This is a genomic window from Rahnella laticis (assembly GCF_015644585.1).
Classification (GTDB): Bacteria; Pseudomonadota; Gammaproteobacteria; order Enterobacterales; family Enterobacteriaceae; genus Rahnella; species Rahnella laticis.
In genome coordinates, this window is sequence record NZ_JADOBI010000002.1 from 16457 (window position 1) to 34896 (window position 18440).

General features: G+C 49.7%; 18 protein-coding genes. 5 read left to right on the forward strand and 13 right to left on the reverse strand.

What is annotated here, in order from left to right:
• Nucleotides 1–83 precede the first annotated feature (83 nt).
• The 5 genes from cfa (IV433_RS03280) to cfa (IV433_RS03300) all read right to left on the reverse strand — a co-directional run bounded on the left by cfa (IV433_RS03280) (nucleotide 84) and on the right by cfa (IV433_RS03300) (nucleotide 3780).
• Nucleotides 84–1226, reverse strand: a complete 1143-nt coding sequence (cfa, locus tag IV433_RS03280; protein WP_195812991.1) for a cyclopropane fatty acyl phospholipid synthase — start codon at nucleotides 1224–1226, stop codon at nucleotides 84–86.
• A gap of 32 nt (nucleotides 1227–1258) precedes the next feature.
• Nucleotides 1259–1603 carry a hypothetical protein gene (locus IV433_RS03285; RefSeq protein WP_195812992.1) on the reverse strand — a complete coding sequence of 115 codons (345 nt, stop codon included), beginning with the start codon at nucleotides 1601–1603 and terminating at the stop codon, nucleotides 1259–1261.
• 36 nt (nucleotides 1604–1639) lie between these two features.
• Complete coding sequence (locus IV433_RS03290) at nucleotides 1640–2071, reverse strand: PACE efflux transporter (protein WP_195812993.1); 432 nt, start codon at nucleotides 2069–2071, stop codon at nucleotides 1640–1642.
• Nucleotides 2072–2114: 43 nt separating this feature from the next.
• Nucleotides 2115–2561 (reverse strand): hypothetical protein, encoded by a 447-nt coding sequence (locus tag IV433_RS03295; RefSeq protein ID WP_195812994.1) that lies wholly within the window; start codon nucleotides 2559–2561, stop codon nucleotides 2115–2117.
• A gap of 76 nt (nucleotides 2562–2637) precedes the next feature.
• Nucleotides 2638–3780: a cyclopropane fatty acyl phospholipid synthase gene (gene cfa / locus IV433_RS03300; RefSeq protein WP_255533953.1), complete on the reverse strand. Its 1143-nt coding sequence runs from the start codon at nucleotides 3778–3780 to the stop codon at nucleotides 2638–2640.
• 170 nt (nucleotides 3781–3950) lie between these two features.
• Between cfa (IV433_RS03300) and IV433_RS03305 the strand changes: the two genes are divergently transcribed.
• A complete protein-coding gene (locus IV433_RS03305; RefSeq protein ID WP_195812996.1) occupies nucleotides 3951–4742 on the forward strand; it encodes an AraC family transcriptional regulator in 792 nt (263 codons plus the stop codon).
• Nucleotides 4743–4886: 144 nt separating this feature from the next.
• Here IV433_RS03305 and chbG read toward each other — a convergent pair whose 3' ends face one another.
• The 6 genes from chbG to IV433_RS03335 all read right to left on the reverse strand — a co-directional run bounded on the left by chbG (nucleotide 4887) and on the right by IV433_RS03335 (nucleotide 10180).
• Nucleotides 4887–5648, reverse strand: a complete 762-nt coding sequence (gene chbG / locus IV433_RS03310) for a chitin disaccharide deacetylase (RefSeq protein ID WP_195812997.1) — start codon at nucleotides 5646–5648, stop codon at nucleotides 4887–4889.
• A 47-nt stretch (nucleotides 5649–5695) separates the two neighbouring features.
• Nucleotides 5696–7039, reverse strand: a complete 1344-nt coding sequence (locus tag IV433_RS03315; RefSeq protein ID WP_195812998.1) for a 6-phospho-beta-glucosidase — start codon at nucleotides 7037–7039, stop codon at nucleotides 5696–5698.
• 77 nt (nucleotides 7040–7116) lie between these two features.
• Entirely contained in the window at nucleotides 7117–7953 is an 837-nt protein-coding gene (gene chbR / locus IV433_RS03320) for a transcriptional regulator ChbR (protein ID WP_195812999.1), read from the reverse strand.
• Between the two features lie 14 nt (nucleotides 7954–7967).
• On the reverse strand, nucleotides 7968–8315 hold the full coding sequence (gene chbA / locus IV433_RS03325) for a PTS N,N'-diacetylchitobiose transporter subunit IIA (protein ID WP_195813000.1): 348 nt from the start codon (nucleotides 8313–8315) through the stop codon (nucleotides 7968–7970).
• Nucleotides 8316–8378: 63 nt separating this feature from the next.
• A complete protein-coding gene (chbC, locus tag IV433_RS03330) occupies nucleotides 8379–9737 on the reverse strand; it encodes a PTS N,N'-diacetylchitobiose transporter subunit IIC (protein WP_152326755.1) in 1359 nt (452 codons plus the stop codon).
• A 122-nt stretch (nucleotides 9738–9859) separates the two neighbouring features.
• On the reverse strand, nucleotides 9860–10180 hold the full coding sequence (locus IV433_RS03335; protein ID WP_195813493.1) for a PTS sugar transporter subunit IIB: 321 nt from the start codon (nucleotides 10178–10180) through the stop codon (nucleotides 9860–9862).
• A 417-nt stretch (nucleotides 10181–10597) separates the two neighbouring features.
• Between IV433_RS03335 and IV433_RS03340 the strand changes: the two genes are divergently transcribed.
• The 4 genes from IV433_RS03340 to IV433_RS03355 all read left to right on the forward strand — a co-directional run bounded on the left by IV433_RS03340 (nucleotide 10598) and on the right by IV433_RS03355 (nucleotide 16518).
• The gene (locus IV433_RS03340; protein WP_195813001.1) at nucleotides 10598–11632 is read left to right on the forward strand and encodes a LacI family DNA-binding transcriptional regulator; all 1035 of its coding nucleotides are present in this window, start codon (nucleotides 10598–10600) and stop codon (nucleotides 11630–11632) included.
• Nucleotides 11633–12700: 1068 nt separating this feature from the next.
• Entirely contained in the window at nucleotides 12701–13426 is a 726-nt protein-coding gene (locus IV433_RS03345) for a gluconate 2-dehydrogenase subunit 3 family protein (protein WP_195813002.1), read from the forward strand.
• A gap of 44 nt (nucleotides 13427–13470) precedes the next feature.
• Nucleotides 13471–15240, forward strand: coding sequence for a GMC family oxidoreductase (locus tag IV433_RS03350; protein WP_195813003.1), 1770 nt, complete (start codon nucleotides 13471–13473; stop codon nucleotides 15238–15240).
• Nucleotides 15241–15255: 15 nt separating this feature from the next.
• Nucleotides 15256–16518 carry a c-type cytochrome gene (locus IV433_RS03355; protein WP_370530237.1) on the forward strand — a complete coding sequence of 421 codons (1263 nt, stop codon included), beginning with the start codon at nucleotides 15256–15258 and terminating at the stop codon, nucleotides 16516–16518.
• A gap of 81 nt (nucleotides 16519–16599) precedes the next feature.
• Here IV433_RS03355 and IV433_RS03360 read toward each other — a convergent pair whose 3' ends face one another.
• Together IV433_RS03360 and IV433_RS03365 are read right to left on the reverse strand one after the other, a co-directional pair.
• Nucleotides 16600–16989, reverse strand: coding sequence for a DUF4440 domain-containing protein (locus IV433_RS03360; protein WP_195813005.1), 390 nt, complete (start codon nucleotides 16987–16989; stop codon nucleotides 16600–16602).
• A gap of 17 nt (nucleotides 16990–17006) precedes the next feature.
• Nucleotides 17007–18359, reverse strand: coding sequence for an MFS transporter (locus tag IV433_RS03365; RefSeq protein WP_195813006.1), 1353 nt, complete (start codon nucleotides 18357–18359; stop codon nucleotides 17007–17009).
• Nucleotides 18360–18440: the final 81 nt, after the last annotated feature.

Here is an 18440-nt window from a genome sequence, read left to right on the forward strand (position 1 = left end):
TGGACTGGGTTGATCGGTAGCCGCTAAGCTGCAGCTGGCATGTAGCAAGCTGTCGGTTTCAACCCATAATTTTTGCATTATTATTAGCGGGGGACGATCAAACCGCCTTCTAACCCTCTTGTAAAGACGACCTGCCAGAGCTGAATATCACGAGATCTGAAAGCGCCTGCACACGAATTCAAATAATAGGTAAACATCCTTTTAAATCTTTCTGAGTAATTCCCTTCGATATGTTTCCAGGAGGCCAGAAATCGCTCACTCCAGGCCATAAGCGTTTTGTCATAATCTGGCCCGAAATTATGTACATCTTCAATAACAAAATACCGTTCACTGGCCGAGGCGATATGCGAAAGAGAAGGCAGGCATCCGTTAGGGAAAATATACTTATTAATCCAGGGATCGACGTTGACCTCAGTTTTGTTAGCACCAATTGTGTGTAATAAGAAAATTCCATCTGGTTTCAGATTTTTGTTCACCACATCGAAGTAAGTCGCATAGTTTTTAGGCCCTACATGCTCAAACATTCCGACAGAAACGATGCGGTCAAATTTCCTGTCAAGTTCCCTGTAATCCTGAAGCAGAATTTCGACATCGAAACTGGCGCAGCGCACTTGCGCCATTTTTTGCTGTTCTGCTGATATCGTAATCCCCGTGACTTTTGCACCATAATGTTCGGCAGCGTATGCCGCAAGTCCTCCCCAGCCGCAGCCAATATCCAGCAGGCTCATCCCTTTTTCTAACTTCAACTTCTCACAAATTAATTTAAGTTTATTTTGCTGCGCCTGATATAAATTTTCAGCGTTCTTCCAGTAACCACAAGAGTATTGCATCCAGGGATCGAGCATCAGACAAAAAAGGTCATTGCCCAGATCGTAGTGTTCTTTACCAACTTTCAGGGCTCCTTTCTTGGATTGAAAGTTTATGAATCTCGCCCCGGCCACTCTGATGATATCTTTCAAATTATCCGGTACACGGGATTGTAAATCTGCATTAATGATTTTAGTAAAAAATACATCAAGCCTGGCGCAGTCCCACCACCCGTCCATGTAACTTTCACCCAATGCAAGCGACCCTCTTTTTAAAACACGCTTATAGAATTTTGGGGTTTTGACATGAATATCATACGTCTCACCACCACCAATCTCGATCCCCGCGTCATCAAGGAGCTCACGGCAGATTCTCTGCCATTCGTTATAGTCCTTAGGTACGATCATATTTTTTTTCATTCGCGTGCCTTTTGATTAAAACCCCTAAAAATTCATGATTTCTTCTTGCAATTATAAATAAAATCCCTGGATCGCTGTGTAATCTGTTGTATTTCCCGTGTTGTTAATCCTTGCCGATAAAGATGCATAATCTTTTCTTTATCTGACTCGACATTTTTATATCTGTCTGGATAGGTCTTTAGTTTCTCCCTCTGAATATCGACTTTTTGTTGAATCGCGGACGTAAGACGATTCAAGCTACGCATCGCCTGATCTCTATCGTGCTTACTTAACTTTGGATTAATCGAAATATCCTGCCAGATTGATATTGCTCTTCGTATTAGCCCCTTACTTTCCAGAGAACTGGCCTTAAATTTTAATAAATCCACACTGTTCATTTGTGCAACCTTCTCAACTCAATTAAAATAATTAATCTACTCATTGGCCAAAAATCTCCAACGTATATAGTCATAGACCCAATTAAAAATTAACGTATAAGGTAAGAAAATAAATATTAAGCCTATTTCTACCCAAAATGCCTCAGTCACCGTTAACTTAAGTAAAAACATCGCGACAGGCGTGAGTGAAAGCACAAGTACAACTTCAAATAAGACGGCATGCAAAACTCGGATCGGGAAGCTTCTCTCAAATAAAAACCGCTTCTGAATCTCATCAAAAATCTTATTGAATACGTAATTCCAGACCGTCGCAGTTAGAGCGGAAATGAATGATAACGTCCCGGACTGTATCAAAGAAACTTTCAGACTGTAGGCGAGGAAAATGGCTATAACAACATTCCCAAGTACTTCGAAAAGAACAGCATGTAAAATTCTTTCCGGCGTACTCTTATTCAACTCCACTTTCATCTCACTGCGCCTCAAATTACAACAATTGATTTCCATTAATACGTTAGCTTGCTGATAACATCGCAACCATGCCAGCCCCAAAAGCTAAACCCACGACAGCCGTCACAACCACCACGGTGCTAACAACACCGGTACCGACAGCGGCAGCTGTTTTTCCTTTGGATATTTCTTTACGCTTAAGTGAAACGAGATCCGACAGATTAATCACGAGTCCGTCATCACTGATTAATGTTTGTGGTGTTGTTCTTTTCACAGTAAGTGTACCGCTACTTCCGTTACGCAATGAATATTGCACAACATCACCTCCGTACAAAGGTGGATCAATTTTATAATAGGTATAATCAGATGAAGCAGAAGAAGCAGAAGAAGCAGAAGAAGCAGAAGAAGCATGGACTTGTTGTTGACTCAATTCGAGTGACTTATAGCTTGAACAACCGGACACAGACAGTAGTGCAATAATGACAGAAGACAGTAATAAAGTATGTTTCATAATTTCTCTGATTTAATAAATGGCGTTGCCGCATGCAGATAAAGAAAAAATTCTTTAGAAAATGAAGACCGTGTTTTTAAATAGTCTTACCATCACCCCCTATACAAAGCAGTATCTGCCGGAGCTGAATTTTTCCTGCACGAAAAAATCCCGCACCAGAACATAAATAATAATCAAGCATACGTTTCAATTTCGGAGAATGATTCATTGACAACGCAGGCCAGGACTCGTTTATTTTCTCAAACCAACTCATCAATGTTTTATCATAATCCGTACCTAAGTTATCCCAATCTTCAATTTTAAAATAAGGTTCAATTGATTGGACTAATTGCTGCCCTGAAGGCAGGCATCCATTGGGAAAGATATACTTATTTAACCAGGGGCCGACATGATTAACCAGCTGGGTGCTACCAGTGCTGTGCAAAAGGAAAAGACCATCAGGTTTCAAACTGCGAGCAACTGCTTTAAAAAAATTTTGATAGTTTTTTAGCTCCACATACTCAAGCGCGCCGAGCGCGATAATGCGGTCAAATTTATCGTCAGGCAGATCCTGATAGTCTTCGAGCATTATCGTTATATCAAGTCCCTGGCACCGCGACTGCGCGACTTTCTGTTCTTCGGTAGAATTAGTGATACCTTCGACATAGACATCATAATGACGTGCCATATACTCTGCAGTTCCCCCCCAACCACAACCGATATCTAATACACGCATCCCCGGTGCTAATTGAAGTTTTTCACAAACCATTTTCAATTTAGCTTCCTGGGCTTCAGCCAGCGTTGCGCCCGCCCTCCAGTATCCACAAGAAAATTGCATATACGGATCGAGCATATGAGCGAAAACATCGTAACCTATACCGTATTCTTTTTCTAAAGCACTGCAGCCACAATCATCCGATTTCCGGCTTAATATTTTTCCACTTAATCCCATCATGATATCACTGTAATATCCGGGCACTGCTTCATCTAATTTATGGGCGAGAAATTTGTAGATGAATATATCCAGACGATCGCATTCCCACCACCCGTCCATATAACTTTCACCCAGTCCCAAAAGACCCTGTAGCATAATGCGCTTGAAGAAGCCGTGATGGCGTATTCTGATATCCCAGGGGCGGATTCCTTCTATCTGAATATCAGCTTTCTGTAAAAGGTTCTTTCCCATGAGTGGCCATGGGTCATACCTTGTATGCTGAGTAACGGAAGCAAAATATTTCAAAATTAACCCATTTAATCAATAGCTTGCACTATTCATTGCGAACGGAAATTTCATTGCCCACAACAATTCATGGGAATTATTATTATCTATAAATGTTGTAAATGTATTATCATGACAGGACAATCTTTATCGATAAGAAGTCTAAGCAAGATGTTCTCAGGGAATCGGCAATGAAAGCCTCAGCTAAAAGAAATTGGGTTTCATCGCAGGACTATCCAATGCCCAAGGAGCGCCGTCCTGTTCATTTTCGCTCTTATTTAATTAAATCAAATACGGGCGTCTTACCACATACTCATGAATTTGCACAATTTCACTGCGCTCGAAATGGAAATATGCGCCTTGAGACCGCCGATAATTGTTGGATCGTCCCTTCACATTATGGTATCTGGATCCCCGCTTATATGGAGCATACCGTGTGGGCCATGGATGATGTATTCCTTGAAAGTTTGGATATCGAAACAGATGTCGTAGACGACACCATCACCATGTGTAAAGCCGTGACCATCAGTGACGTTGCAAAAGAACTCATACATTATGCATCCGAAACCATTCCGGAGTTATACGATGAACATGGGAAAGACGGCAAGTTGGTCAGCGTCTTGCTGGATATTATCTTTAATTTACCGCAAGTGGATTTTGTCCTTCCCTGGCCGCAAAGTCCGGCGTTAAACGAAATGTGCCGTACTATATTGGAATCACCCGGTTCTGAGCATTTTATTGAATTCTGGTCAGCCAACGTAGGCATGTCTACGCGGAACTTTTCAAGAAAGTTTAAAAAGGAAACCGGTTTATCATTTAGTCTCTGGAAGCAGAAAATGCGGATATTTGAGTCTGTTATCATGCTTAAACAAAGTAAAAGCGTCACGACAATAGCGCTCGAAATGGGGTACTCAAGTACAGCAGCGTTCAGCTATTCATTCAAAAGTGTTTTGGGCGTCCCTCCTACTGAATACTCCGTGTAATGCAGGCCCCGCCGATACCATGTTTACCCAGATAACATCATGAATTTGCGTAGAAAGGAAATTTGGACTGCCCCCAATCCTTGCGTTACCGGCAAACATCAGGGGGCGTTAACTCATTAACATTGAAAGGTTTGCTAAAAAAACCTATAAATCTTTAAACGTCCCCAACCTGAACCCGCGTTCTGCAATCGCCTGTTTCAGCGATGCGGACGTCAGAACATCCAGCTCTGCCAGCCGCGGATAGCAATATTTGCTCGCCAGGATCGTGTTATCGATAAACGAAGGATGGCACATAATTTCCACGGACTCGTCGCCGCGCGCGGTGGCCTGATCCAGCGTATTCAGGAACAACGCTTCTGAAATCGCCTCGCCGTAGAAAGTACTGTCGAAACCCTGCGTGCTTTGCGCGCCGCGCAGAACAATTTCGCCTTTTCTGATTTCATCGCGGTCGATGCGTATTGCCACGCCCTGTTCTTTCGCAAAATCTTCCACAACCGGAAATATTGGCGCAAGCAGATGCACGTGATGATGGCTGTCGATATGCGTGGGAAGACGGCCAAACAGTTCTGTAAACCGTGCAAACTGGGCTTTCAGCTCATGTTTAATCTCATCAAGCGGCAGCGTGCCCTGCTCCGCCATTTCCCAGATCCATTTCCCCAGTTCACCGTTTTCGCGCACCAGACCGGGCATCGGCGAAAGCGGTATTCCCAGCGTCAGGACAAAATGCATCCCGACGGCCAGCCCCGGATTTGCCGCACTCAGCGCCGCAGCGTGCCCGATGGTCGGCATATTCATCATCGCCGTGGTGGACGTCACGACGCCGTTGTTGAACGCGTCGATAATTCCGTAATTCTGCGCTTTGCACAGCCCGAAATCGTCGGCGTTCACAATCAGTAATTTATCCATAAGCGTCCCTTTTTAACGCGCCCTCCTTTTTACGGGAGGGCGGCGGATTATTTCAGCGCGGCAATGGTATCGGCAAAATTCGGCAGCAGCGCTTCATGGGCGAGCAACATTTCCCGCGCCAGTATTTCGGCATCTTTATCGGAATGAATCAGCGGGCTGAGGTTCAGAGCCAGCAGAACGTCATTGAGTTTTCCGCTCAACGCCGCCTCACTGGCCGCGATTTCAAAGCCTTTAATGGTGTAGATCAGGCCGAGCACTTTATCGTCAAAATGCGTGACACGCGGATGCGGCTTCGCGCCGTCGCGGCCAATCGTGCAGGTCATTTCCACCGCCCAGTCAGCCGGAATATTATCAATATGGCCGTTGTGCGGGAAGTTGACGTACTGCTCGGTCTGCTTGTCGTTGTAAATCGCGCTGATCACTTCGCAGGCCGCGTCGGAATAATACGCGCCGCCGCGCAGTTCCAGCTCTTTCGGTTTGACGTTCAGCTCCGGGTTCTTGTACAGATCGAAGAGTTGTTTTTCGACTTTCTGTACCACGGTTGCCCGCGCGCCGCCCTTGTAGAATTCGCCCATTTCAATCGCCAGCATCTCTTTCTGCTTGAAGTAATACAGCAGATACGAGCATGGCAGCAGATTCAGCGAACGGATCAGTCCTTCGCTGAATGGCAAATCAAAGATATTTTTCACCGAACCGGCGGTCAGTGTGCCGGACGCCACGCCGTCGAGCAGCTCTGCAAAACGGGATTCGCCGTTAACCAGCACGTCTTTGATGAAGACCATGTGGTTCAGGCCAAAGAGGTCGATCGACAAATCGTCTTCCGCTGACAGTTTCAGCACATCCTGAATGAACATTTTCATGCCAACAGGAATGTTGCAGACGCCGATGAATTTTTTGAATTGGGTGTGACGGAATACCGCTTCTGTCACCATGCCCGCCGGGTTAGTGAAGTTAATCACCCAGGCGTCAGGACAAATTTCTTCGACATCTTTGATGATGTCAAAAATCACCGGGATTGTGCGTAAGCCTTTGAATAACCCGCCCGCGCCGTTGGTTTCCTGGCCCAGATAGCCGTGGCTCAGCGGAATACGTTCATCCAGCTCACGCGCCTTTAATTGCCCTACGCGCAACTGCGTGGTGACGAAATCAGCGCCAGCCAGCGCTTCACGGCGATCGAGCGTTTTGTGTATTTCAATTGACACACCCGCGCGTTCAACCATGCGCACGCACAGATCGTAAATAATATCCTGTTTGGCTTTTCCGCCTTCAACATCGACCAGCCACAATTCAGTAATCGGTAATTCATCGTAACGCTTAATAAAGCCTTCAAGTAATTCAGGGGTATAACTGCTTCCGCCACCGATGGTGACCACTTTCAGTTTTTTACGCATAGGAGCTCCCGTGCAATAATAATGCACTGTAAATTACAAAACCGATTAATTTCAAAAATCCAAATATAAATGGATATTTAGTTAATGCTGAATAATTTCTTTCTGTAATGATTCGGCGTAAATGAAGTCAGCTTTTTGAAATTCTTAATAAACATACTCGGGCTGCTGTAACCGGACTCAAATGCAATATCGGTGACGGAGTAGTTCGTAATTTCCAGCTGCTTCTTCGCAAAATCAATACGAATCTCATTGATGATTTGCATCGGCGTTTTGCCGTAATGGCGCTGTGTGGCGCGGGTCAGATATTCCTGCGACTTACCGGATAACTGCACCATATTGGATAAAGCCTTGTCCCCGAAACGCGATTTATCATGCATTTTCTCAACCGCCATCGTCAGCCAGCCCGGAATATCCGCGGTCACTTCCGATTCACGATGGTGGCGCAGACGGTTAACGATATAAAACGTTACCATCTCAAGAAATTCATTAAACTCGCCGTTACGAAAATTAAGGGACGCCGTGACGGACTCAATATAATTCAGAAATTCGTGGTTTATTTTATAAACCTGCGACGCAATAAACTGTGCCGGTAACAGGGCCAGATAATGCTGCTCAAAAAAAGCTTTACTGATGCCGACATTCAGTATTCTTGTCGCGCCAAACTCATAGAAGCTTTGATGATTCGAACCCAGAGGAATAAAAACAAAATCTCCGCGCTCCAGCAATACCCTTTTCCCGTTGACGTTCTGGTAATACCGCCCCGTCAGCACCACGGTAAATTCGTAGTAATCATGTTCATGCAGCCCGGAAATACTCTCTACTTTGTTGTAGATGAACATGTGGAAATTTTGACCGTCGAAGAGTTGATTTTCGCGCGCTGTCTTGATTTCCATGCTCAATACCTGTGGCTGCATCCTGGATCCCTACGTTATTTTATTTTCTCATGAAGCTCAATGAGTTCTGCAATCAGTTCACGTGCCAGCATCGACGTCATCAGATGATCCTGCGCATGGACCAGCACCAGGCTGACTTTGGTTTTCCCTTCACCCTGATCATCTTCAATCAGTTTGGTCTGCACCAGATGCGCTTCGTTCAGCGCCATTTTTGACTGCGCCATCACCGCGCGCGCTTGCTCAAAATCGCCCTCTTTGGCTTTTTTCAGCGCGGCGTACGCCAGGCTGCGCGCCTGTCCGGAGTTAATAATTAACCCCATTACCACTTCTTCCAGATCCTGCAATTCGGTTTCAGTCTCAACAATGCTGTCTAAATCAAACATGTTTATCTCTCCTTGAAAGTCCGCTGAATGGCGGGGCCATTTTCGCCCCGCTTTCAGGTCAGATTAGAATTTCAGTGCAGCCGCAATATCTTCTTCGCTTTCTTCTTCTTCAATAATCGCCTGAGCCTTGTTGGAAAGAATCACGAAAGGCATGTAGACCAGCGTGGCGACACCGAGGTTGAACAAGGCGACCAGCAGCGCCGCAATGCTGCCGTTACTGTTAAAGAACGCACCCAAACCGGTCGGCATGGTCCACGGTGCAAGGTTGGTGACCGGCGGAATGATGCCCATGCTGTAGGCGGCCAGCGTGATAGCGGCCAGAATCGGCTGCACCAGCACGAACGGGATAAACATAACCGGGTTCATGATAATCGGCAGACCAAACAGAATCGGTTCGTTAATCTGGAAGATGCCTGACGGCAGTGCCAGCTTCGCCACCTGACGGTGATCCGCACGGCGAGAGGCAATAAAGATGGCGATAATCAGACCCAGCGTTGCCCCGGAACCGCCCAGCAGAATGTAGGAGTCGAGCATCGGTTTGGCCCAGAAGTGGAAGGTCTTGCCCGCTTCAATCGCCGCACTCACAGAACCGTATTCGGTGTACAACGCGATGTTTTCCAGCGCCCACGGGGTCATGATGCCGTTGTCGAGCGCGGTCAGCGCCAGAGAACCATGCACACCAAAGAACCACAGCAGTGAGTTGAAAATTACATACGCCCAGCCCACCACGCTTCCCATTGACGCCAGAGGTTTGGAAATGGAATCCATAATAATCTGGTGGAAGTTGTGGCCATATAATCCGAGTAACCAGGAAATCACCCCGAAAATAAACAGAATGATAAAGCCCGGAATTAACGCGGAGAAAGAACGCGAAACAGAAGTTGGTACACTGGCGGGCAAGGTAATGACCCAGTTGCGGCGAATAACAAACGTGAACATTTCGGCGACAACAAGACCGATAACCATCCCCGAAATAATATTCGCACCACCCAGCCAGTTTGCGCCAACGGCATACGCTTCGCCTACGCTGTAAGGTGTGACGGTCATAAATGCGGCAACGGCTAATAAACCCGCCGAGAGTGAATCGACTTTCCGCTCTTCGGCTAACGCCATACCGATAAAGAACGGTGCCATCAGCGACATTATTCCGAGCGTACCGTTATAAACGTTAATCCCGATGGTTTTTAATCCCGCCAGTGTTTCTATGGTTGACGGGTCTAAACGAACGCCTAGAGAATAAAAGAAGGAACCGGCACCAAAGTTCAGGAAGACGTTATTAATTAAAACGAACATGGCGCCAGCCAGGGTCAGCGGCATTAATTTGATGAAGCCATTTTTGATGGCATTAATGTGGGGCTGCTTACCTATTTTTACCGCAAACGGGAGAAGTATCTTTTCAAGTGAATCAATGGCTTTGCTCATTGGCATTTTCCTTTAAAGCCGCCTTCCGGCGGCAAGGTATGAAATTCGCTCTTTGACTGGAGTTCTCTTTGACTTAAAAATGCTAATCACTGCTAATTTAAAATTGACGCAAAAGTTAAAACTTATTGTACTGCTGCTTTTTTGATCGCAGCAACCGCTGCTTTCAATACACCCAACCCATCAATTTTGCCGTAGAGGGCAGAATCAATCACTTCAACCGGCTTGCCCGGTAATACCTTCTTAATTTCTTCCAGCATGTAACCAATTTGCGGGCCGAGAAGGATCACATCCGCAGCGTGGCCTTTCTCGGCTGCCAGGGTTTCAGGGAATGCTTCAATAATGACAGGCACTTCGTATTTCTCGGCCTGAACCTTCATTTTAGAAACCAGCAGAGAAGTGGACATTCCCGCGGAACAAAACAAATAAATGACTTTCTTTTCCATAATGAAAACCCTCGTATCCCGTATAGAGTGCAGGTCTGACAACGGATCTTTCTTTATCTGTCATTACTCAGTACCAGCAGATAAATAGAGATAGTTAATTGTTTCTGCTTGAGAGAAGTATACGGCATCACTTCCGGCAGGGATAATTCCGAACTTATAGAAATTGTCTCTCCTTGACCATTGCCCATGACTCCCTTCACGTTTTGGGCAAATAATTCGCGGAAATAATTAAGATCTCCCTTTACAGGGGCACGACGACAGGTCGCTGAGGAGCAGAGGAAAGGCTCAGAATTCTCCTCCTCAAATTGATATCTGTCTGATAACAGCGTTTTAACACTTTGGGTCTATCGTCCCTCATTTTCTTGTGAGAAACTGGCAATGATTGCGCAAACATTCGTAGTTTGAACTTGCAAACCAGTGAGCAATGCATTGAATAATATAATAAAGAATCACACAGGTCGTTCCCGTACGGCCACGCTTGAAGATGTTGCCAGAGAAGCCGGTCTTTCACCGATGACGGTCAGCCGGGCGCTGAATAATCCCAAGGTTGTGCGCCCCGCAACTATCGCCAGAGTGATGGAAGCCGTGAACGTGACCGGGTATATCCCTAATATGCTGGCAGGCGGGCTGGCGACCAGTCGCACGAAGCTGATCGCCGTGGTCGTGCCGCAGATTAACAACAATATGTTTGTCGATACCGTTCAGGCGATCAGCGATGAACTGGCCGCGCGCGGCTACCATATGTTGCTGTGTATTGTCGGTTACGAGCCGGATGCAGAAACCGAGATTGTCGCCACCCTGCTTTCGCGCCGTCCGGACGGCATCGTTCTGACCGGTATTCATCATTCGTCAGACCTGAAAAGAATCATCCTCAACGCCAATATTCCTGTCGTGGAAATCTGGGATTTAACCCCGACGCCGATTGATATGCTGATCGGCTTTTCCCATGAAAAAGTTGGCAATGCGATTGGCGAATACTTCCTTGAGAAAGGCTTCACGCGTTTTGGTTTTATCTGTGCTTCGGACAGACGCGCCGTGGTGCGCAAGAATGGCGCGATCAGCGTGCTGCGTGCACAACCCGGTTCAGAAATCCGCGAAATGATGGTGTCGCTGCCTGCCAATATGGAAGTCGGACGTGCAGCGCTGAAAGAGATGCTTTCCGGCGGCGAGCGGTTCGACGCGATCATTTGCAGTTCCGACACGCTGGCGCAAGGCGTGATAATGGAAGCGGAAGCACAGGGGCTGCGCGTACCCGATGATTTCTCGGTGATCGGTTTTGCTGATTTGAATTTCGCGGCCCATAACCGGCCCTCGATCACGACTGTCAGCGTGGAGAAATGGGATCTCGGGATCCGCGCAGCCACTATGCTGGCGGACAGAATTGAAGGGATTAAGGTTGAGGAACCGATTGTGGATACGGGGTACAGGTTGGTGATCAGGGAATCAGCCTGATTGTTTTTGGGTTGGCCACCCAAACGGGCTTCAAGGGCTTCACACAGATTTGTGTAAGTTTCGGTTTATCAATTGCAGTGATCGCCTAACCCGCTGCGCCGAAACCGACCAAAAGGGGAAAGTGCTTTTCCCCTTTTGGATTTCCCCACGCTTTTTCAACAAGCGCTCCGCTCGCTGGCTATGTTTCAGCAGCCGCAGCTATTGCCGCGAAAACTTGCCGCTGCGCGGTACCTTCATTTCGGTCTTCGAACCTTTCGGTCTCGAAACACTCATTCAGCAAGCTTTCTGAAAGCGGCTGGAGGCATTTTTAATTCAAAATCAAAACCACCCAACATCATTCTTCCGAATTACATAGCCATTGGCCGCTTTCAAAACGACGTGGAGTGAGCGGTGAGAAACGGCGAGAGTCTTTTCCGAGCTGGTTCGAACCCGAAACGAGAGGACCGCGCAGCGGCGGCGTTTGCGGCAATAAGAGGAGTTTCTGAAACATAGCCAACAAGCGGCAGCGCGCAGTTAAAGAGCCGGAGATTCTTAAGAGGCGCGGCGATAGGCGCCTCTTAAGGCCAGTTTGGGTGGCAACCCAAGGTCTTGGCCTGAGTGATAACTGCAATTGAAAAACCGAAACTTACACAAATCTGTGTGAAGCCCTTGAAGCCCGTTTGGGTGGCAATCCAAGGTCTTGGTATTGACCTTAAATATAAACATTAAATTTATTCCATTTTCTAAATGTTAAAAATGTTAGGTAACATTTATATCAACAAATAACATTAACTTTCCTTCCGGAATTATATTGATCTAAATTTAACCGGAATTATCCGGCGCTAATCTTTGATAAGAAATGCTAAATCACCGCGACTACACACTCAAACAAAATAATCATAAGTCCATGTTTCATAAATAATTTAAACTATTCACTGATGTCTGAAAACATAAGAAATATCACCTCCTCACATTCCTTGTGGAAATTAGTCATTTATTTTAAATGTAGCGGTGATATTATAAATTTGTACCCAAAAATAATAACAATTAACCCAAACTTAACATCAGGCATGTGAGAGTCGTAATTCTATGCTCCTTCAAAAGAAAACTACCCGTCGCAAGTTTTTACTTGGGTCGCTGATGGCGTTGCCCGTCGGCACCATCATGATGAAAGGGTTGTCCGCGGCGCAGGCTGCTGAAATGGCTGCCCCGGATTTACTCGATTATAAACCCGTGTTTTTCAGCGCGGATGAGTGGCAGTTTATAATGGCCGCCGCTGACCGTCTGATCCCCGCAGGAGGCAAAGGGAAAGCGCCCGGCGCGCTTGAAACCAACGTACCGATTTTTATCGATCAGCAAATGCACGGCGATTTCGGCGAAGAAATCTATATGCAGGGGCCGTTTAACGTTCACGCACCCGCGACTATGGGGTATCAGATCCCCTTCCGTCCTCAGCAAATCTACAAAACCGGTATTCGCCTGGCGAACAACTGGTGTCAGCAAAATCATCAGAAAGACTTCCACGCGCTCTCCGATCAGGACAAAGACAACGCCCTGACGCAGCTCCAGAAAAACGGCATCCGTTTTGCCGATATGGGCGAAGAGAACCTGGTCGCGTCGCAATTCTTCGGGGAACTGCTTTCCGATACCAAACATGGCTATCTGGCAGACCCGATTTATGGCGGCAACAAGGGCATGAAAGCGTGGATTGCCATCGGATTCCCCGGTGCGCGCGCCAGCTTTACGGAGTGGGTGAAACAACACAACGTCCCTTATCCGCTGGGGCCGGTGAGCCTGCAAGGTGCCCGCGCCTGAGCGCCGGACCTCTTTCCGTTTTCTGATGACTGACAGGATTAAAGATGGCACAAGTAATTAAACCAGAAGTCGATGTCGTCGTTGTCGGCCTCGGCTGGGCGGGCTCGCTGATGAGCATCGAGCTGGCAATGGCCGGTCTGACCGTGCGCGCACTTGAGCGCGGCGGTGACCGCGGGTACGAAGAATTTGCTTACCCGAAACCCGCGGATGAATATGCCTACGCCGTACGCAACAAAGTGATGGCAACGCCCGCCGAAGCGGCGGTGACCGTGCGTTACAACATGAGCGAAACCGCGCTGCCAACCCGTAAATGGGGCGCATTTGCGCCGGGTACGGGCGTTGGCGGTTCCGGTCTGCACTGGACGGCGGTTCTTATCCGTCCTACGCCGACCGATTTAAAGCTCAAAACCTATGCCGATGAGGCGTACAAACCGGGCATTTTGCAGGAAGACATGCGGATCATGGATTTCCCGTTCACCTGGGATGAAATCGAGCCGTATTACACCAAGTTTGAGCACATCTGCGGGCAGTCGGGCAAAACCGGCAACCTGCGCGGCCAGATTATGGAAGGCGGCGACCCGTTCGAAGGGCCACGCTCAGAGCCGTATCCGCTGCCTGCGCTGGAAGATACGCTAAACAGCAGCATGTTTGCCGAAGTGGCGAAAAAAATGGGGTATCACCCGTTCCCGAACCCGTCTGCCTGCGTATCCCGCGCCTGGACCACCCCGTACGGCAACCAGATCGCTCCGTGCAACTACTGCGGCTATTGCAGTAAATATCCGTGCCTGAACTACTCAAAAGCATCACCGCAGACGGCGGTCATGGACGCACTGAAACGCATGGACAACTTCTCTTATGAAGTCCACGCGAACGTGCTGAAAGTCGAATTGCATGACGACAAGAAAACCGCCAAAGGCGTGATCTACATGGATGCGCAGGGCAACGAGTGCTTCCAGCCTGCGAAAATCGTGGTGCTGAGCAGCTTCCAGTTCTGTAACGTCCGCCTGATGCTGCTTTCCGGGATCGGCAAACCTTACAACCCGATCACCGAAGAAGGCGTGATTGGCCGTAACTATGCGTTCCTGAGCAACGGCGGCTCCACGCTGTTCTTCAAAGACAAAAACTTCAACCCGTTCGCCACCGCAGGCGCCACCGGCCAGATGATCAACGACATCTCTCCGGGCAATTTCGACGGCCCTGCTCTGGGCTTTATCGGCGGCGCGAAAATCCACAGCTCTCAGGCCACCGGCACGCCAATCAGCACGTCTCTGCCAAAAGGCACACCGGCGTGGGGCACCGGCTGGAAAGAAGGCATGGAAGAGTGGTACGGCCATTCGATGAAAATCAGTATCACCACCACCTGCCAGTCTTATCGCGATATTTATCTGGATCTCGATCCGAACTACAAAGATGAATACGGCTATCCGCTGCTGCGTATGACCTTCGACTGGAAACAGAACGAACTCAAACTTCAGCAGTACCTGAAAGGGATTGTGGGCAATATCACCAAAGAGCTGAACCCGGACAGCTACAGCGAAAGCTTCCTGCCGATGGACGCACACTTTGACCTGACCAAATACGTTTCGACGCACAACGTCGGCGGCGCGGTCATGGGCGATAACCCGAAAACCTCCGCGCTGAACAAGTTCCTGCAAAGCTGGGATGTGCATAACGTCTTTGTGCCGGGCGGCAATGCGTTCCCGCAGAACTTCCAGGCGAACCCGACGGATACCATCGGAGCCATCACGCTGATGGCCGCACAGGCGATTAAAGATCAGTATCTGAAAAATCCTGGTCCACTGGTTCAGGCATAAGCGGAGATGAACAGGATGAAACTCAAAAGTTTATTTATCGCGAACGCCCTGCTGCTGGGCACCGGGCTGATGGCGAATGCGCAGGCGGATGACGCAAATAACGCGCAGCTCATCAAACAGGGCGAGTACGTCGCGCGTCTGGGTGACTGCGGCGCGTGCCATACGGTGGCGGGTAAACCGGCGTTTTCCGGCGGCCTGGCGATTAATTCGAATCTGGGAACCATTTATTCGACGAATATTACGCCGGATAAAGATCATGGGATTGGCGGTTATACGGAAGCGCAATTCTCGGACGCCGTGCGTAAAGGCGTGCTGCCGGATGGCACCCGTTTGTACCCGGCGATGCCGTATCCGGATTACGCCAAAATCAACGATGAAGATATGCACGCGCTTTATGTCTACTTCATGCAGGGCGTGAAACCGAGTGCTGAACAGCCACCGGAAACAGATCTGAGTTTCCCGTTCAGCCAGCGCTGGGGCATGCGTTTCTGGAACTGGGCATTCGCATCCGATAAACCGTTCCAGCCGATTGGCGGCGCGTCTGCCGAAGTAAACCGTGGCGCGTATCTGGTCGAAAGCCTCGGGCACTGCGGAAGTTGCCACACGCCGCGCGGTCTGGGGATGAACGAGAAAGCGCTGGACAGCAGCGACTCTGATTTCCTCGCGGGCGGCAGTCTGAATAACTGGGACGTTCCGTCGCTGCGCGGCGTAGCGCACTGGGATCAGCAGGAAATCGTTGATTATCTGGGCAAAGGGCGCAACGACAAAGCGGCCGTAGGCGGTGAAATGACGTCGGTGGTGGAGAACAGTACCGCGCACATGACCGATGAAGATCTGAAAGCCATTGCCGCATACATCAAATTCCTGGGCGGCAATCCGCCGGTTCCGGCACCGGAGACGCAGAAAACCAGCGCGACCGAAGCCAGACTGACGGCGGCGAAAAACCTCAGCGAAGGCGAGCGTTTGTATCTGGATAACTGCGGGGCCTGCCATTTTGTGACCGGCAAAGGCGCACCGGGCGTGTTCCCGCAACTGGATCAGGCAACAATTGTGAATGCTAAAGATCCGACCGGCCTGATCCACACGATCCTCGCCGGTGCTCAGCAACCGTCAACCGCACGCGCACCGTCAACGCTGGCGATGCCGGGCTTTGCGGGCCGTCTGACCGATGAAGAAGCGGCGCAGTTGTCAACCTTTATCCGTCAGGGCTGGAGCAACAACGCGCCTGCGGTGACAGCGAAAGACGTCAGTGAAGTCAGAAAAACGCTGACCCACTGATTTCGTTGCCCGCCAGATATTGCGTTTCAAATCAAAACGGCTTTCCTGTGGGAAGGCCGTTTTTTCGTCTGCATGCAGAAATCAGCCCGCCGCTGTTTCATGCAGATGCCGCCACAGGATTTTGCCCTGCGCGTCCACGCTGAATACCACCGTTGAATAACGCAGCGTCGCCGTCTGCCCCGGCAATTGCTGGCGCTCCTGATACGTCACTACGGCGGACATTTCACTTTCCGCAATTAACTCTGGCTGCTCAACCTGAATCTCCAGCCCGGTTTTCGCCCCGTGCTGCGCCTTGAAAAATGCCCGTAACGCCGCATAATCCAGCCGGTGGCCGGTGAGCGTCACCATCGAATAATCTGCGCTAAACCGCGCCAGCAATTCATCACAAATTGCCTGCGGAGAATTTGTATCGCCCAGCCACTGGCGGATAAGTTCATGCGCATCAAACACTTCTTTCACGAAACGGTTCATCTTTTCTCCTGTTGTTTTCATTCCTGCACCACCGCCCCGCGCGGTAATCTCAGACAAAATATCACCGGAACCAGAACGCTCACCGCCGCCAGCCCGAAGCTCACTTCGTAGGCACATTGCGGCAGATACGCCTGCAACAGATTAAGCACGACGCTGATGACCGTTACGCCAAGGCAAAAACTCAGCTGGCGGTTGATGTTCCACAACGCGCTGGCGTCAGCGAGCTGCGGCGCGGCGATGTGTAAAAATGCGCAGCTCTGCGCCGTGCTGCTGCACAAGCTGCTGCCGAACCCCATCAGCGTGAACGCCGCCACCGCCAGCCACGCCTGCGGATAAACGGTCATGCACGCCAGCAGCGCAATTCCGCACCCCTGAACCAGACATCCGGGGATAAACAACGCGCGCGGGCCGGTGCGGTTAAATATTTTGCCGGTTAACCCGATAGCCGCAAACGACGCCACCGACCACGGCACCATCAGTCCGCCCGCCTGCGCGGCAGAAAACTGCATTTCATCCTGCAAATACAGCATCGCAATCAGGCCCACGCCGGTAAAAATGCCGGGGATGCACTGGTAAATTATCATCGCGGTGCGCAGCAGCGGCTCCCTGATCAGCCGCAGATCCAGCAGCGGATTATGTCGCCTGCGCGCATCGCGAACGAAAGCATAAAGACACGCCACGCCCGCCAGCAATAACGCGCTCCCTGCGGTCAACTCGCTGCGTTCCCCCAGACGGGTCAGGCCGGATAAAATCAGCGTCAGCCCGAGACTGGCCAGCAAAAAACCGCGCAGGTCAAAACGCACCGCTGGTTCAGCCGGAACCTCGCGCAGCCAGCACAATGCCAGAATCCAGGCGAGCAGCGCCAGCGGTAAACTGGCGACAAAAACCCAGCGCCAGTTCAGATGATCCACGATGAGACCGCCCGCCACCGGCGATAACGCCGGTGCCAGCAAGCCAACCAGCATGATCACCGCTGAAAGCCGCGCCCGTTCGTGGCTGCGATAAAGTGCGTACGCCAGCGTTTGCCCGACGGGGATCAGCAGGCCGCCGCCGAGCCCCTGCACAATCCGCCAGACCGTCAGCGACGTCAGACTTTGCGCGCCCGCAGCGCCAACCGACGCCAGCATAAAAATCGCCAGCGACACGGTGAATACGCGACGGGCGCCCAGCCGTGAAGCCAGCCAGCGGCTGGGCGGGATCACCAGCGTCAGCCCGAGAATATACCCGGAACTGACCCAGGCCAGCGCACTGACCGGCGCGTCAAAATGCCGTGCGATGCCGGGATACGCCACGTTGGCGATAAACATGTTGATCAGATCAACAAAAAACCCCAGCAGATACACACTGGCCACACGCGTGCGGTACTGCATTTGATTCTCCCCTTCACCCTGAATGGCGGGCAATGTAACGGAGAAAGGGTGGCTGATATACGGGCGGGTTGCCGCTACACT

Coding starts and splice junctions, on each gene's coding strand:
- cfa (WP_195812991.1), bottom strand. CDS start 1,226: ATGAAAAAAAATATGATCGTACCTAAGGACTATAACGAATGGCAGAGA.
- IV433_RS03285 (WP_195812992.1), bottom strand. CDS start 1,603: ATGAACAGTGTGGATTTATTAAAATTTAAGGCCAGTTCTCTGGAAAGT.
- IV433_RS03290 (WP_195812993.1), bottom strand. CDS start 2,071: ATGAAAGTGGAGTTGAATAAGAGTACGCCGGAAAGAATTTTACATGCT.
- IV433_RS03295 (WP_195812994.1), bottom strand. CDS start 2,561: ATGAAACATACTTTATTACTGTCTTCTGTCATTATTGCACTACTGTCT.
- IV433_RS03305 (WP_195812996.1), top strand. CDS start 3,951: ATGAAAGCCTCAGCTAAAAGAAATTGGGTTTCATCGCAGGACTATCCA.
- chbG (WP_195812997.1), bottom strand. CDS start 5,648: ATGGATAAATTACTGATTGTGAACGCCGACGATTTCGGGCTGTGCAAA.
- IV433_RS03315 (WP_195812998.1), bottom strand. CDS start 7,039: ATGCGTAAAAAACTGAAAGTGGTCACCATCGGTGGCGGAAGCAGTTAT.
- chbR (WP_195812999.1), bottom strand. CDS start 7,953: ATGCAGCCACAGGTATTGAGCATGGAAATCAAGACAGCGCGCGAAAAT.
- chbA (WP_195813000.1), bottom strand. CDS start 8,315: ATGTTTGATTTAGACAGCATTGTTGAGACTGAAACCGAATTGCAGGAT.
- chbC (WP_152326755.1), bottom strand. CDS start 9,737: ATGAGCAAAGCCATTGATTCACTTGAAAAGATACTTCTCCCGTTTGCG.
- IV433_RS03335 (WP_195813493.1), bottom strand. CDS start 10,180: ATGGAAAAGAAAGTCATTTATTTGTTTTGTTCCGCGGGAATGTCCACT.
- IV433_RS03345 (WP_195813002.1), top strand. CDS start 12,701: ATGCTCCTTCAAAAGAAAACTACCCGTCGCAAGTTTTTACTTGGGTCG.
- IV433_RS03350 (WP_195813003.1), top strand. CDS start 13,471: ATGGCACAAGTAATTAAACCAGAAGTCGATGTCGTCGTTGTCGGCCTC.
- IV433_RS03355 (WP_370530237.1), top strand. CDS start 15,256: ATGAAACTCAAAAGTTTATTTATCGCGAACGCCCTGCTGCTGGGCACC.
- IV433_RS03360 (WP_195813005.1), bottom strand. CDS start 16,989: ATGAACCGTTTCGTGAAAGAAGTGTTTGATGCGCATGAACTTATCCGC.
- IV433_RS03365 (WP_195813006.1), bottom strand. CDS start 18,359: ATGCAGTACCGCACGCGTGTGGCCAGTGTGTATCTGCTGGGGTTTTTT.